This window comes from Candidatus Poribacteria bacterium (genome assembly GCA_021295715.1).
GTDB lineage: Bacteria > Poribacteria > WGA-4E > WGA-4E > WGA-3G > WGA-3G.
Genome location: JAGWBV010000007.1, coordinates 49181 through 63451 on the forward strand (window position 1 = coordinate 49181; position 14271 = coordinate 63451).

At 48.9% G+C, this 14271-nt stretch carries 12 protein-coding genes; 7 read left to right on the forward strand and 5 right to left on the reverse strand.

The features are described from left to right. The first annotated feature begins 49 nt into the window (after positions 1 to 49). The 4 genes from J4G07_03895 to J4G07_03910 all read left to right on the forward strand — a co-directional run bounded on the left by J4G07_03895 (position 50) and on the right by J4G07_03910 (position 5981). Complete coding sequence (locus tag J4G07_03895) at positions 50 to 832, forward strand: LamG domain-containing protein (GenBank protein MCE2413125.1); 783 nt, start codon at positions 50 to 52, stop codon at positions 830 to 832. Between the two features lie 196 nt (positions 833 to 1028). After that, the gene (locus J4G07_03900; GenBank protein ID MCE2413126.1) at positions 1029 to 2309 is read left to right on the forward strand and encodes a sulfatase-like hydrolase/transferase; all 1281 of its coding nucleotides are present in this window, start codon (positions 1029 to 1031) and stop codon (positions 2307 to 2309) included. 417 nt (positions 2310 to 2726) lie between these two features. Next, on the forward strand, positions 2727 to 3572 hold the full coding sequence (locus J4G07_03905; GenBank protein MCE2413127.1) for an ankyrin repeat domain-containing protein: 846 nt from the start codon (positions 2727 to 2729) through the stop codon (positions 3570 to 3572). 42 nt (positions 3573 to 3614) lie between these two features. Then, positions 3615 to 5981 (forward strand): glycoside hydrolase family 95 protein, encoded by a 2367-nt coding sequence (locus J4G07_03910; protein MCE2413128.1) that lies wholly within the window; start codon positions 3615 to 3617, stop codon positions 5979 to 5981. Here the strand turns inward: J4G07_03910 and J4G07_03915 are convergent. From J4G07_03915 to rfbB, 5 genes are all read right to left on the reverse strand, one after another. After that, on the reverse strand, positions 5978 to 6901 hold the full coding sequence (locus J4G07_03915) for a site-specific DNA-methyltransferase (GenBank protein ID MCE2413129.1): 924 nt from the start codon (positions 6899 to 6901) through the stop codon (positions 5978 to 5980). The two genes, J4G07_03910 and J4G07_03915, sit on opposite strands and share 4 nt — an antisense overlap. A gap of 117 nt (positions 6902 to 7018) precedes the next feature. After that, positions 7019 to 8260 carry a GNAT family N-acetyltransferase gene (locus J4G07_03920; GenBank protein ID MCE2413130.1) on the reverse strand — a complete coding sequence of 414 codons (1242 nt, stop codon included), beginning with the start codon at positions 8258 to 8260 and terminating at the stop codon, positions 7019 to 7021. 172 nt (positions 8261 to 8432) lie between these two features. After that, positions 8433 to 9482 carry a zinc-binding dehydrogenase gene (locus J4G07_03925; GenBank protein MCE2413131.1) on the reverse strand — a complete coding sequence of 350 codons (1050 nt, stop codon included), beginning with the start codon at positions 9480 to 9482 and terminating at the stop codon, positions 8433 to 8435. Positions 9483 to 9545: 63 nt separating this feature from the next. Then, entirely contained in the window at positions 9546 to 10511 is a 966-nt protein-coding gene (locus J4G07_03930; protein MCE2413132.1) for a phytanoyl-CoA dioxygenase family protein, read from the reverse strand. A 5-nt stretch (positions 10512 to 10516) separates the two neighbouring features. Further along, a complete protein-coding gene (rfbB, locus tag J4G07_03935; protein ID MCE2413133.1) occupies positions 10517 to 11554 on the reverse strand; it encodes a dTDP-glucose 4,6-dehydratase in 1038 nt (345 codons plus the stop codon). 275 nt (positions 11555 to 11829) lie between these two features. Between rfbB and J4G07_03940 the strand changes: the two genes are divergently transcribed. The 3 genes from J4G07_03940 to J4G07_03950 all read left to right on the forward strand — a co-directional run bounded on the left by J4G07_03940 (position 11830) and on the right by J4G07_03950 (position 13893). Next, positions 11830 to 12768 (forward strand): aldo/keto reductase, encoded by a 939-nt coding sequence (locus J4G07_03940; GenBank protein MCE2413134.1) that lies wholly within the window; start codon positions 11830 to 11832, stop codon positions 12766 to 12768. 10 nt (positions 12769 to 12778) lie between these two features. Further along, positions 12779 to 13111, forward strand: a complete 333-nt coding sequence (locus J4G07_03945) for an MTH1187 family thiamine-binding protein (protein ID MCE2413135.1) — start codon at positions 12779 to 12781, stop codon at positions 13109 to 13111. Positions 13112 to 13200: 89 nt separating this feature from the next. Continuing rightward, a complete protein-coding gene (locus tag J4G07_03950; GenBank protein ID MCE2413136.1) occupies positions 13201 to 13893 on the forward strand; it encodes a hypothetical protein in 693 nt (230 codons plus the stop codon). Positions 13894 to 14271: the final 378 nt, after the last annotated feature.

Genomic DNA, 14271 nt, shown 5'->3' on the forward strand with positions numbered 1-14271 from the left:
GTTCTATAATAGTTGGATCAATGGTACACTCAACTTTTAGGAGGTAAACATGAAATCCATTATAGTTTGCTTAGCGATCATTACCATAAGTTTGACTCTCACAGTCCAAACTGATGCGGAGATCGATTTTGAAACGGCAAGAGGGATTTGGTTACTCGACGAAGGTAAAGGCGATCAAATCGAGGATATCTCAGGAAACGAGAATCACGGTGAACTTCAAGGCGGAAAATGGACCAAAGGACCCGATGGTCCCGCCCTAAGTTTAAACGGTCAAAATGACCGTGTTATCATCGCAGACTCCGACAGTATGTATCTCGAAGAGGAATGGTCAATCACTTCATGGGTGTATGTCAACAAATCCGAGAACGGCTATGGACATATTCTCGGTAAAAGACCCGCGGCGGGGACAGTGGCAAATTATGCCTTCAGGACCAGCTCCAGCGGTACCGGTTGGGAAGCTTACTTCGCGAACGGCGGCTGGAAAGGTGCCTGGAATCAAGGACAGGTGAAAAAGGATGAATGGTTGTATATGACTGCAACCTATGACGCAAAGGATACCATCAAGATCTACGAAAATGCTGAAGAGATTGCTTCTGTTGGCGGAATGGGTAAACCGAGCCCTCGGAATGACACTGACGTCAACATCGGCGGTTGGACCAACAACACTTCAGAGACGCTTGACGGTATGCTCTATGAGGTCGCAATTTTTGCTTCCGTTCTGGAACAAGAAGATATAGAAGCACTAATGGAAGAAGGACTCGTAACACTACTGCCTGTTGAGCCTTCTGGTAAACTTGCAACCACATGGGGAAACATCAAATCTGGACAATAGACCAGACAAACCGAGTGCAGTCGGTGCGTTCCCTGAACGACTGGCTGCACTCATTTTCATCTTGCTTTATTTTTCTCATCGGGTTATGATACTCATATCAGGACATTAATAAATAAGCTTAACTTGATGCGATTTTTAGTCCTATAATCTGGGTTGCTTTGCTAAGGCAGCAACTTAGGTTAATATGGAGATTACTATGGCGAAGTCCCCGAACGTCCTTCTTATTCTCGCCGACGACCACGGCTATGGTGATATTTCAGCTCACAACGGTCCTTCAATTCAGACACCCAATATTGACAGAATTGCCGAAAACGGCGTGCGATTCACCAAATTTTATGCCAATTCCTCCGTTTGTTCTCCCAGTAGAGCCTCTCTTATGACTGGACGCTACCCCGACCAAGCCGGAGTGCCGGGTGTAATCCGCACGCATCCAGAAAACAGTTGGGGCTACTTTCGACAGGACGCAGCCACACTCCCATCAGTTTTGAAGCAGAAGGATTACAATACCGCACTTATCGGGAAGTGGCACCTTGGGCTTGAACCGGAGAATCATCCATGTAAACGAGGTTTCGACCATTTCCACGGCTTTCTCGGCGATATGATGGATGATTACTACACGCATCTCCGACATGATATCAATTACATGCGACACGGTTCCGATACGATCCATCCGCAGGGACATGCCACAGATCTCTTCACAGAATGGAGCGTGGATTTCATTCGCGCGCAGGCACAGTCATCACGGTTTCCTTTTTTTCTCTATCTTGCATATAATGCACCACATACACCGATCCAACCGCCTGACGATTGGGTAGAACGGGTGAGAGAACGCGAGCCGGATATTTCTGCGCAGCGCGCTAAATACATCGCCCTTGTTGAGCACATGGATGCTGGTATTGGGCGAGTACTCGATACGCTTGTCGAAACGGATCAGTTGTCCAATACGCTGGTTATCTACACCTCTGACAACGGTGGGTCAATGGACGTTGGCGCGCATAATGGTCCCTTGCGCGGGCAAAAGGGCGAGATGTACGAAGGCGGCATCCGAGTCCCAGCGTGTGCAATGTGGCCAGGGCATGTTCCAGAGGGACATGTTACCGATCAGGTCGCGTTGCTGATGGATCTTTTCCCGACAGTATGTGAGGCAGCAGGGGCACCGATCACTCATGAGATCGAAGGACGTTCAATTTGGCAAACATTCCAAGGAGAGCAGCAAGACTTCTCTGATCGCATCCTCTACTGGTTACGCAGAGAGGGAGGACAGCGGTTTCTCGGGCAGTGTCAGCATGCTGTCCGGCGTGGGGACACCAAATTGTTGCACAACAGTCCGTTTGAGGCATTGGAACTCTACGATTTGTCAAGTGATCCATTGGAGACGACTAATGGTTCACAGACACAGATAGACCTCTTTAGAGAAATGAGTCAATTATTTCAGGCGGAAACGCAAAAGGCTGGGTCTGTTCCGTGGCAGCAGTAAGCGCGGTCTGGAATGTGCTGCGCTATTGAGTTGTTTTTGTTCTGCCAGTTTGCAATTGTCTTGAGCGCACATAAGTTTTAAGCCGTTTAAGCCATTGGGTGAGTAATATATTTACATCATGACTTACGCAATTATGATCATGGCACGCGCTATGAGAGCGGGACCGGATAAAAAACGCAGCCCGTTTCTTGGAAACCCAACCTAACAGGTTATGCTACAAAACAGCACGCTGCGTAAGTCCTATACATTTGAGAAATTAAATATCCGAATAGAAAAGGAGGTCCCTGTTTTGTTTCACGGACGAAACTTACGTGATACATCAGAGTCCGAGAACACTCGAGACGCGACTACCATTCGCGGACGAGAGATCGCAATGATGCCACGGAAGTCACCCCAGAAATAGATACAGGAAAGACAGTGATTTCATCAACATCCAAACACGTTGAGCGTTCAATCCACCAAGTGGAAAAACCTGGTTATAGTTCCCTGCATGATGCGGCACGGGACAATGCTTATAGTGCAGTATCAGTGTTGTTGGAAAATGGCGTAGATGCTAACGCAAAAGACACATATGGTTATCCTCCCCTGCACTGGGCAGCATGGCATAATGCTTACAATGCAGCAGTAATATTGCTGGAAAATGGGGCAGATGTCAACGCAAGGAACGATAAGGGCTTTACTCCATTGCATTGGGCAGCGTGGAATAATGGACATGAAACTGCAACGATACTGCTGGAAAATGGCGCAGATGTCAACGCAAAGAATGAAGATGGCACCACGCCTCTACATTGGGCAGCATGGCGTAACGTTTATGAAGTAGAAGGGGTATCGCTGGAAGACCAAATGGGGGTTAATCCGAGAAACAAATCTGGCTATACGCTTCTGCACTGGGCAGCGTGGCGTAATGCTTATAAAACAGCAGTCGCATTGCTGGAGAATGGCGCGAATGTTAATGTCAAAGACAAAAATGGCTGTACACCTCTACATATAGCGGCGGAAGACGACACTTCTGAAGTGGCAACGGTATTGGTAAAAAACGGCGCGAATATCAACGCGAGGGATAACAATGGCGATACACCTTTGCACGTTGCAGCGCAGCACAATGCGTATGAAACGGCATTGGTACTGTTAGAAAGTGGCGCCGATGCTAACGCTGAAGATGAGCAAGGTCATACACCTCTACACATTGCGGCAGAGAAGAAAGCACATGAGGCAGTAAAGGTGTTATGCCGTCACCGAGAACGCAGGGGATGGTCATGGTGATCGTCGTTCAATACGTGAACTTTACAGAATTACGGATAGTCAATGACAAACGCAGATACAAATAATCTTGTTTTATGGTACCAGAAACCAGCCGAGGCATGGACAGACGCACTCCCCATTGGAAACGGACGGCTTGGTGCTATGGTGTTCGGGGGTGTGGCGCGTGACCGCATTCAACTCAACGAAGAAAGTCTTTGGGACGGCGGTCCCCGGGACACAAACAATCCAAAGGCTTTGGAAGCACTCCCAAAGGTGCAGCAGCTGCTCTTTGACGACAAAAACGAAGAAGCTACTCAACTCGCTGGTGAGACGATGCTTGGCATCCCAGAACGTATCAAGTCCTATCAATCCTTGGGCGATCTGTTCCTTGAGTTTTCCCATGATGGTAATCCTACCGAGTACCACCGAGAGTTAAATTTGGATACAGGCATTGCAAAAACAACGTATCGCTGCGGAGATGTCATTTTTAGCAGAGAAGTTTTTGCGACAGCGGTAGACAATCTGATTGTCCTCAGAATTGAATCTGACACGGCAGGGCAACTCGCTTTCAACATCGCGATCACCCGGGAACAAGATGCTATTGTTGAAGCGATTGCCGCGAATATCCTTAGATTGGACGGGCAATGCGGCAAGACTGGCATGCGGTTTTCAGTGTATCTACAGGCGCAAATTGAGGGCGGGAAGATCCAGTCGGAGAACGACCAACTCGTTGTGCGTGAGGCAAATGCCGCGACACTTCTCCTCGCTGCTGCGACAAGTTACATTAATCAGAACAACATAAGCGGAAGCCCGCACGCGCTCTGCGAGGGGCATCTCACCGATATTGACGCAAAATCTTATACGACAGTTCGAGCAGATCACATCGCCGATCATCAGGACCTGTTCCAACGAGTGCATCTGGATCTCGGCAGTCCCGACGCTGCTGCGGAAGCACGCCATCACGATGACCGTGATCGCGTGACTTCCGAGAATCTCGCGACCGACGAACGCTTGGAGGCTGTAAAAGCAGGTGCCTCGGACCCGGGACTTGTTGCCCTCTACTTCCAGTATGGCCGCTATTTGATGATGGGAAGTTCGAGACCCGGATGCTTGCCTGCAAATTTACAAGGCATCTGGAACGAGCACATGAATGCCCCTTGGAATAGCGATTTTCATACCAATATCAATCTCCAGATGAACTATTGGGTACCTGAAATCTGCAACCTTGCGGAGTGCCATATTCCCTTATTCGATTATATGGATACGCTTGTTGAACCGGGAAGTCGCATCGCGAAGTCCCATTATGGTGCCAATGGTTGGGTAGTCCATCATCTTTCTGACGTATGGGGTTTCACAACGCCTGCTGATGGCATCTGGGGTATCTGGCCCGTAGGTGCGGCGTGGCTGTGTGAACATGTGTGGGAACACTATCTTTTCGGTGGCGATAAAGATTTTCTCATAGGACAGGGCTACCCACTCATGAAAGGTGCCGCCCGCTTCATACTGGATTTTCTCGTTGAGGCACCCGAAGATACACCCCTCGCCGGTAAACTCGTCACGAATCCATCACACTCACCCGAAAACAGTTTCCTAAAGCCTGATGGCACACGCTCCTTGTTTACCTACGCGGCAACGATGGACCTGGAAATTATTCATGAACTCTTTACCAACTGTATCGCCTGCATCGATGTTATCGGGGAGGATGCCGAATTCCGTGCTGAGTTGGTCTCGGCTTTGGAACGACTCGCACCGCTCCAGATTAGCGAGAAAACAGGTCGGTTGCAAGAATGGGTCTTTGATTACGACGAACCGGAACCAGGACACCGACACATGTCGCACATGTATGCACTCCACCCAAGTTGCCAAATTACATTGCGCGGGACACCCGAGTTAGCAGCCGCAGCAAAGAAATCGTTGGAATATCGTCTGGCGCACGGGGGTGGACATACAGGTTGGAGTCGTGCATGGCTCGTCAACTTCTGGGCGCGGCTTGAGGATGCCGAGACGGCATACACGCATCTTCAGGCACTTCTGGCGAAATGTACGCTTACGAACCTATTCGATACACATCCACCGTTCCAGATCGATGGAAATTTCGGCGGAACTTCTGGCATCGCAGAGATGCTGCTTCAGAGCCATGCGGGTGAGATTCACTTGTTGCCAGCACTCCCAAAGGCATGGAACACAGGCAGTACCAGCGGATTGCGTGCCCGCGGTGGATTTGAGGTATCAATGGCATGGGAGAGTGGACAACTCACCGAAGCACGTCTCCATTCCATATTGGGAGCAGATTGCACTGTCCGAACAACCGTAACTGTTTCGGTGACGTGCGATGGCGTACCAGTTAAAACGGAACAATCGGAGTCGGTTGTCAGGTTTGGAACAGAGGTAGGGAAAACGTACACGCTCACGAACCGGAAGGAAAATTAGAAAAACATACGTTCCTGATCGGTATATTGCCTGATCCGATCCTCTGCCAGTTCGATGTATTTCTCCTCAATGTCGTATCCAATATAATGTCTCCCCGATTTCAGAGCACTCAAGCACGCTGTACCGCTTCCACAGAACGGATCCAGGACGACATCACCTACGAAGGTATAAAGTTGAATCAACCGATGTGGCAACTCCTCAGGAAAGGGAGCGGGATGTCCGATACGTTTCGCCGAGACGGACGGAAACGTCCAAACGCTTTTTGTCCATTCCAAGAAATCCTCTTTGCGAATCGAATTCTCTCCCCCGTTGCGTTTCCGAGAAAAGGAGTCCTTTGAGAAGACAAGGATATACTCATGAACGTCTCTCAGCACAGGATTTGCCGCCGATTGCCAACTTCCCCACGCCGTTGAGGAACCAGCACTGGAAGCTTTGTCCCAAATTATCTCACCCCGCATGTAGTAACCTATTGATAGCATATCTTCTATGATGTAGCTATGCAATGGGATATAGGGTTTCCGTCCCAAGTTGGCAATATTGATGCACACTCTGCCACCGGTAACCAATTTTTTATAGGTTTCAGCGAAAACAGCGTAAAGGAGTTTTCTGTATTCCGCGAGTGATAAATCCTCGTCATACTCCTTTTTGGCATTATACGGCGGAGACGTAACCATTAGATGAACACTATCATCAGGAATTGCGGACATGTCTGTGCTGGACGCACAATGAAGTTGATTGAGACTTTCGGCAGGGATGGGGTTTTCTACCCATGTATCGGGTTTTGGGGGTTCCTGATCGGCGTAGAGTTTACTCCCATAAAATTCACTGGCATCGTGATTGATTCTTCCAGGCGTTCCGAATGCGCTGGTCTGGGTCCCCTGTTCCCGAGATTCCGAATTGTGTTTACGATTATGCGCCATACCCCTTTACCTGTGCTTGCTTATTTCTCAATCGCTTTCGACTGTCAGCATATTGGCTATCGATTTCCTTCAACTTTCGGAACCTTCATTTTTGATCCGCGACTGCTGATGACTATTTCAATATCGATCCGGAGACCAGAAGATGACATCGCGTTTAGGAAACAGCGTTTTTAAAAATGTCGAGACTTCTGAGGATACCGAAGCCTCAGAACTTACCTGCTCCCATCCTATCTCACCGAAGAGAAGTTGCCAGAAATCTGCCTCGGTCAAGTCTACTCCGAGGTCAACAGCATCGGCATCTTCAGGAACGATTTGCAGCGTGCCATCGGCATTGTGTCGTAAGGCGACTTGCTGATTGTTAAGAGCAGGCAATTTGAGGGTGAGGGGTGGAAACGTTTCCTCAGCATCGTCAATTCGCGATTCCCATCCGACGACAAGGCGACGCAAAAGTACCGGTAGGTTCACGGCATAGAGCATCATCTTCGTATCCGTTTTCGGCGTTAATGCGCCATTGCATCCTGCGGTGAGCCGTTCTACAAATGGGTGATGAGGTGAGAATGTGCCTTCTATCTTCTCAACCGCTTGTGCCGCACAAACTGTCAGGAAATGCGATACAAGTGCCTCCAAGACTCCTGCATTGTTAGGGACGTATCCTATCTCACGCACTTCTGCGGTCTTTGTAGCAGCGGTTTGTAATCCCGAATCATATATTTCATAGTTGAGATACCCGCCGATATGTCCGTTCCGGCGTGCAACGACAGTTGGAAAAACGCCACGGATGTGGCAGGGAGCCATATCCCAATACGCGCGTGTCCGTGTGATGGTTCCGCTCTGCTGGGCACTGCTGAGGTCGTATAGTCTCGCCACAGCATCTAAATCTGCCACTCGGTTGAAAGTGCTTATCTCCCATTCGGAGGAAGAGCCTGCATTCGTTATCAAGTTGCATGGCATGACGAAACCGTGCAAAGGGAGGGAAGTCCATCCCAAACGGCGATAAAAACCCTCTGGAATGATAGTAAACAAGGCACCGATGTCGCATCCTGTCATCCGCATATAGTCAATTGTATCCCGCATGAGGGCAGAGGCATACCCAACGCCCTGATACTTCGGATGTGTGCAAACACCACCAATGCCGCCCATCGTTACAAGGGATGCCCCGATCCGCAGCCGTCGCTCCCAAACGCGCAGCGTCGAAACAACTGTGTCGTTCACGACGACAACGCGGGTCTGCGGAAGTCTGTAACTACTGTCCCCGCGCATATACTGTCTATAGCGTTCATGTCCATCGGGATTAAACACCAAGCAACAGAGGTCAACAACCTGTTCTAACTCTGACTCGCAAACTGCTCTAATTTCCATTTTTTAATTATACCTTACGGAGGAACAACACGGGTTAGAACTATCAAGGATGTCCCTTATATCCGCCTGCGCCGGTGTTGCAGGCTACAGACTCGGGTTTAACGAAAACCTCTTTACCGATAACCAACTACCAATTCAATTATACCTTGCGGCGTAATGAAAATGATGCCAATCACTGCATCGAGAAAACAACCCCTAACGCTTCATTCGGCGTTTGAATCAATTTTTCACACCCTTCAGATGCCTGATCGATCGGGATAATGTCTGTAATCAGCGGTTTCACCTGGATTTTGCCTTCCGACATCAACCGCAGTGATAATTCTAAATTGCGTTGCGTGGGCCAAGGGACAAACACGGGTGGGTAATCCGCACCGTGTTCATAATCCTCGTCGTGATAACCGGGTCCAGTGCGAGCGGCACTAATAACATCGACGTTGCCGAGACCTGCCGCAAAACCGTGCGTAATGTTTGCACCCCCGACGATGACAATCCGTCCAACTTTGTGGGTATCCGGTGCGGTTTTCAGCATTGCACGGATCTGTTGAAACGCACTTGTTCCATCGCCACCAAAAGCGATAATTCCGCAATCCATACCGTAACCGTTGGTAAATTCCTGTGCCATTGGAATCGGATCTGTGTCCGACACATTTATCGCACGGTGTATCCCTGCGGTTTCTGCAATGCCTATCCGTAGCGACAACCTATCCAATCCAATAACATAGGCACCCGCGGTTCTGGCTATCTGACACGCGAATTGTCCAACAATTCCCAATCCAGCAACGACAACGTTCTCGCCAATACGGATGCGTCCGCGTTGCACCGCGTGGAGTGCAGTTGCTGCGAGATGAATAGATGCGGCTTCTTCGTGGCTGACGTCATTCGGAATTTTCGCGCACAGGTTATGTGGAACACAGGCGTGCGTGGCGTGAAGCGCATATCCGCCACCCATACCAGCCACCCTATCGCCGATCTCGAATTCGTCGCAATCACCCTCTTTACCGACGACAACACCAGCGTTCGTATACCCGAACGGACGCTGCCGTGCTTCAGAACCCGGATTCTCGCGTCGCCGTTTGACACCGCCGAGTTCCGTGCCGGGACTCACCATTGACGCATGAACTTCAATTAGGAGTTGTCCCGATTTTGGTGCAGGCGTTTCCTGTTCTTCCGTCCAGATACGTCCCGCCTCATTCATCATCAAAACTTTTCTCGTTTTACTCATAAACAGTCCTTTTTGTTTCTTTATATTTCTGGGTGCGTTTTGCAAGCGCACCAAATCGAACATCTACTGGTAAGGTTCCAAATCAATCCCGGGATATGCATCCTCAAGACGTGCAAGAGCTTCCGGTGTGTAGTATGCATCACCAGGAGCGGGCCACCCCAAAACGCGTCGCACGGCAGGGGTCGTCCTTATGACAAACTTCATGTAGTTTGGGCTACTCCACCCCGGCACAGGACGTGTCGTTTTGCACCAATCGGCATTGTCGGCGCGATGGAAGTGATACCCCATCCACCCACGCTGTCTGTTCTTGTTCCGAAACGGCTGTGCTGCGTGAACCAAATAACTGGAACGGAATGCAACACTTCCCGCTTTCGCCGTAAGAGGAACAGGATCTGCGAGTTCACCTTTAAATTCACGTAGGTCAGGTATACCCATTCCGCCTGCTCTACCGGGATACTTCACCCATATCTTATCCAATTGGTTCTGTGAACCTGGACAGACGAGCATCGGCGCACCATCCGCTTTGATGTCGTGCAGGAAGATTGCGGACAGAATATATCCGTAGCGTTGCCAATCCGGATGTGGTGGCAAGGCGGAATTCGTTGCATTGTCAATATGATACCCCTGCCACGGATGTTCACTGTGCCGGCTATCGGTGAGACCTTCTCGGAGAAATATTTGTCCATAACCGAGTCGAATTTCTTCCGTGCCTAACAATTGCTGTGCGATTGTGAGATACGTCTCGTTTTCGATGAGCTTATCCAGCGCTTCCAAGCCTGTCGGAAAATGCACTGCTTTACCGAACGGACCAGCAAGCAGTTGCAGATCGCTGTTCTTCTCATAGGCACTCTTCAACACGTCCGGCTGCGGATCCCATTTCTCCCGATATTCGGCGTAAGTCAAGCCATCGTAAGCATTGTGCTCCATCTCTTCTAACGCGGGTGCAATTGTATCCGATGAAAACACGTTGGGCACCACGATTATTCCATCACGTTTCCATGCTGTTAGTTGTTCCGTTGTGAGTTGCATAGTCTTCATCTCCCTGAGAACGTTTCCCATTTATCCTCTTGAATCATTTCACTATCTGCTTTCTGCTGAATTGTCTGCCACCATTCCTGATTTTCGATGTACCACTGGATCGTCTCTCGCATCCCATCTTCAAAGGCAATGATCGGTTTCCAACCGACATCACGGGCGATCTTGGTTGAATCCAAGAGATAACGACAATCATGCCCGGGTCGATCGGGTACATAAGTTTTCAAATGCTGCGGTTTGTTAAGAACATCCAATATGAAATCGCTAATGTCTTCAATACTCTTCTCCACACCACTGCCGACGTTGTAAGTTTCACCGATTTTGCCGTCCTCAAGGACTGCCGCGATTGCGCGACAATGATCCTCAACGTGCAACCATTCGCGTCGGTTATGACTGCTTCGGTAGAGCGTTAGCGGTAAGTCTTGGAGCGCATTGGTTGTAAAGAGCGGAATGAGTTTTTCTGGGTGCTGATAGGGACCGTAGTTGTTTGCACAATTGGAAATCGTTATCGGCATACCGAAGCTATGGAAGTAGGCGTTCACGAGATGATCGGCTGCTGCTTTAGAAGCATTGTAGGGTGTTTGTGGACGATAGGGGGCATTTTCACTGAACCTATCAGGTGAGTCTAAAGGCAATTCACCATATACCTCACATGTAGAGATGTGATGAAATCGCTGCACGTCGTGTTTCCGAGATGCATCCAGTAACACCTGCGTCCCTATCACGTTCGTTTCAAAGAAACGCCGCGGATGCAGAATTGCCCGACTGTTGTGTGACTCTGCCGCGAAATTGACGATTACATCCGGAGACTCTTTGCGCAGCACACTTTCCACAAGATCGGCATCCAGAATATCACCGTGCACAAACTGATACCGTTTTGGACTGTGGGTTTCCGCTATATCCATCAGATTGGAGAGATTTCCAGCATACGTGAGCCGATCAAAGTTGACGATACTATCGTCCGAATTGCGTTGCAGATAGTATCGGATGAAGTTGGTACCGATAAACCCAGCACCACCCGTGACCAATAATTTCATTTTTTTAATTGTTCCTTGCGGAGAAATGGCGCGACTTGAAATTCAAAGGTTTGCGCGTTCAAGCTAACAACCCCTCCTTTTCAATGAATACCTCTATCTTATCAAAAATCAGTGTGGTCTGTCAATCTAAATTCGTTTTTATGGACGGAAATTCCGAGTTCCAGAGCACTATAATAATTGTTGACAATTAGTCGTGAATGTCATAAGATGGACGACAAATTCAAATTGTAATACTTTGATAGTGCAGGGTCCCGTGCCTTGCGAAAGGGAAAATAATGCGCCAACGCAAATTAGGGAATACAGGGTTAACCGTTTCTGAAATCGGCATGGGAACATGGGAACTCGGAGGTCGCGAATGGGGAGACATCAGTGAAACCGATGCTGTGGACCTCCTCCGATACGCCTTTGAAAGTGGTGTTACCTATTACGATACGGCAGACCAATACGGAGGAGGTCGCGCCGAACGACTCCTCGGTGAAGCCTTTTCAACACTCGGCAATAGAGTTATCATTGCGACGAAACTCGGATATGAACTGGATTCCGATGGCTGGATTAGCCATGGATGGGAGCATCCATCGTTCAACGTTTCGCCAGATTACATTCGTCTATCAGTCGAAGGGAGCCTCACGCGATTGAAGCGTGATGTTATAGACATCTATCAATTCCATTCGCCGCCACCTGCTGATGCGTGGGATGACGCATTCGGGACAATGGAAGCACTCAAAACCGAGGGCAAGATTCGCTTTTATGGGATGGGTCTCGGTAGTGAAGCAGACGCGCTAAAGGCAATAAAAGAAACCGGTATTTCTTCGCTGATGCTCACCTACAATATCCTTACCCAAGAAATGGCAACCCCTGTAATGGCGACCGCTGCTGAGAATGGGATCGCTGTTGTTGTCCGACAGCCGCTGTCGTCCGGTTTACTCTCTGGACACCTCGGACCGGATACCGTCTTTGCGGAGAACGATTATCGGAAAACTTGGTCCCGTGAGAAATTTCTTGCCGATCTGGAGCGGGTCGAACAGGTTAAGTCGATCGTTGGGAATAAAGTGCACAGTCTTCCACAAGCCGCCCTCAAATTCATTTTGGCACATCCGGCGGTCTCCTGTGTTGTTCCGGGAATGATGACCCCAGCACAAGTTGACGATGGAGTTGCGACATCGGGTGCAGCGCCTTTACCTGCGGACATTTTGGACCAACTACGCAACGATTGAAGGAGGCACTATGAAGGTTATCGCGGATCTCTGTGTTGTTCCAATAGGCGTCGGCGTATCGGTCTCGAAATATGTCACTGCGTGTGAAAAAGTGCTGAAGGCGGCGGGTTTAGAGACAAAACTGCATGCGTATGGCACTAACATTGAAGGCGAATGGGATGTTGTCTTTGCAGCGATTCGGCAGTGCCACGAAGTCGTCCATGAGATGGGTGCCCCGCGAATTACAACGACGCTCAAGTTTGGCACTCGGGTCGACAGAACACAGACAATGGACGATAAGGTTAGCAGCGTCGAAAAGCAGTTACAGGCAAAGGGACCGATGGGGAATTTAAAATTTAATTGAAAAAAATTAGTTGGACTTCTCTGGTAACTTATGGTAAACTGTTTTCGTTAAATGAATAGAAACGATAATCAAAACATGGAGGATAAAAAATGAAAAGCAAATTCATGCTTTTGGCAGTGTGTGCTATCGGAGTTCTTCTTACGGCGCAATTCGCTGCCGCCCTTGATAAAATTGAAGGTCCTTGGTATTGGATGATCACCGAAAGCCCCGCTGGTGGTGGTGGTGCCGCCGTAACAGATGAAGACGGTATCGACGAAGCAACAAAGGGTAAATTGACCGAGGAAGATGTCGCAGAACAGGGCATAACAAAAGAGATTCTGAAGGTCAAATTTGCCGAAAATTACGAATGGACCGAGGGAGAAATCGCCCCAGTCGGGGGAAACAACATCAACGACATGCTCATAAAGATTAAGTTGGGACCCGGCGGCGATGTCAATGACCATTGTTCCTACGCCGTAATCAACGCTGTATCAAAGACTACGAAGAAGGGTGCTGAAGCCCGTGTCGGTAGTGATGATTCCGTCAAGGTCTGGATGAACGGTGAAGAGGTACACAAAAACCCTGTCAACCGCGGGGCTGGTGATTTCCAGGACACATTCGAGGTGGATATTAAAAAAGGCGATAATGTTTTCATGGTTAAAGTCTGTGAACGCGGTGGTGGGTGGAGCATGTTCGCCGGTATCGACGCGCCTTTGGAATACAATCTGGAGTTTAAGGGACTTCCTGTTGAACCTGCTGGCAAATTAGCGACGCAGTGGGCAGAAGTCAAAAGCTCTTACTAAGTCGGTATTTTAGCCGGTACTACCGTTCCCGGAACTCACAATTCAGAACCGTTTTTATCGGCTAAAATCGCACAAGTTTTTTGTGCTTGATTTAATTGTGGTATATTTGTTAAACTAATTTAAAGAGGTTGTCCTATCTTTGTAAACATCGGCATAATATTGTAGCCACGATCTTCTGATCACGGCACAACCCGATCCGTAAGAACAGGCAACACTGATTTCGTTTTGTTTAAATTAAAAGTAAAAAATTAATCGGAGGATTTTCATGAATAGAAAATTGTTCACAGTCGGGCTCGCATGCATCATAGCACTTTTTGTTATGGCACAAACTGCCGATGCCCAAGATAAAATTACCGGTCCGTGGCTTTGGATGATTGC

Coding starts and splice junctions, on each gene's coding strand:
- J4G07_03895 (MCE2413125.1), top strand. CDS start 50: ATGAAATCCATTATAGTTTGCTTAGCGATCATTACCATAAGTTTGACT.
- J4G07_03900 (MCE2413126.1), top strand. CDS start 1,029: ATGGCGAAGTCCCCGAACGTCCTTCTTATTCTCGCCGACGACCACGGC.
- J4G07_03910 (MCE2413128.1), top strand. CDS start 3,615: ATGACAAACGCAGATACAAATAATCTTGTTTTATGGTACCAGAAACCA.
- J4G07_03915 (MCE2413129.1), bottom strand. CDS start 6,901: ATGGCGCATAATCGTAAACACAATTCGGAATCTCGGGAACAGGGGACC.
- J4G07_03920 (MCE2413130.1), bottom strand. CDS start 8,260: ATGGAAATTAGAGCAGTTTGCGAGTCAGAGTTAGAACAGGTTGTTGAC.
- J4G07_03925 (MCE2413131.1), bottom strand. CDS start 9,482: ATGAGTAAAACGAGAAAAGTTTTGATGATGAATGAGGCGGGACGTATC.
- J4G07_03930 (MCE2413132.1), bottom strand. CDS start 10,511: ATGCAACTCACAACGGAACAACTAACAGCATGGAAACGTGATGGAATA.
- rfbB (MCE2413133.1), bottom strand. CDS start 11,554: ATGAAATTATTGGTCACGGGTGGTGCTGGGTTTATCGGTACCAACTTC.
- J4G07_03940 (MCE2413134.1), top strand. CDS start 11,830: ATGCGCCAACGCAAATTAGGGAATACAGGGTTAACCGTTTCTGAAATC.
- J4G07_03945 (MCE2413135.1), top strand. CDS start 12,779: ATGAAGGTTATCGCGGATCTCTGTGTTGTTCCAATAGGCGTCGGCGTA.
- J4G07_03950 (MCE2413136.1), top strand. CDS start 13,201: ATGAAAAGCAAATTCATGCTTTTGGCAGTGTGTGCTATCGGAGTTCTT.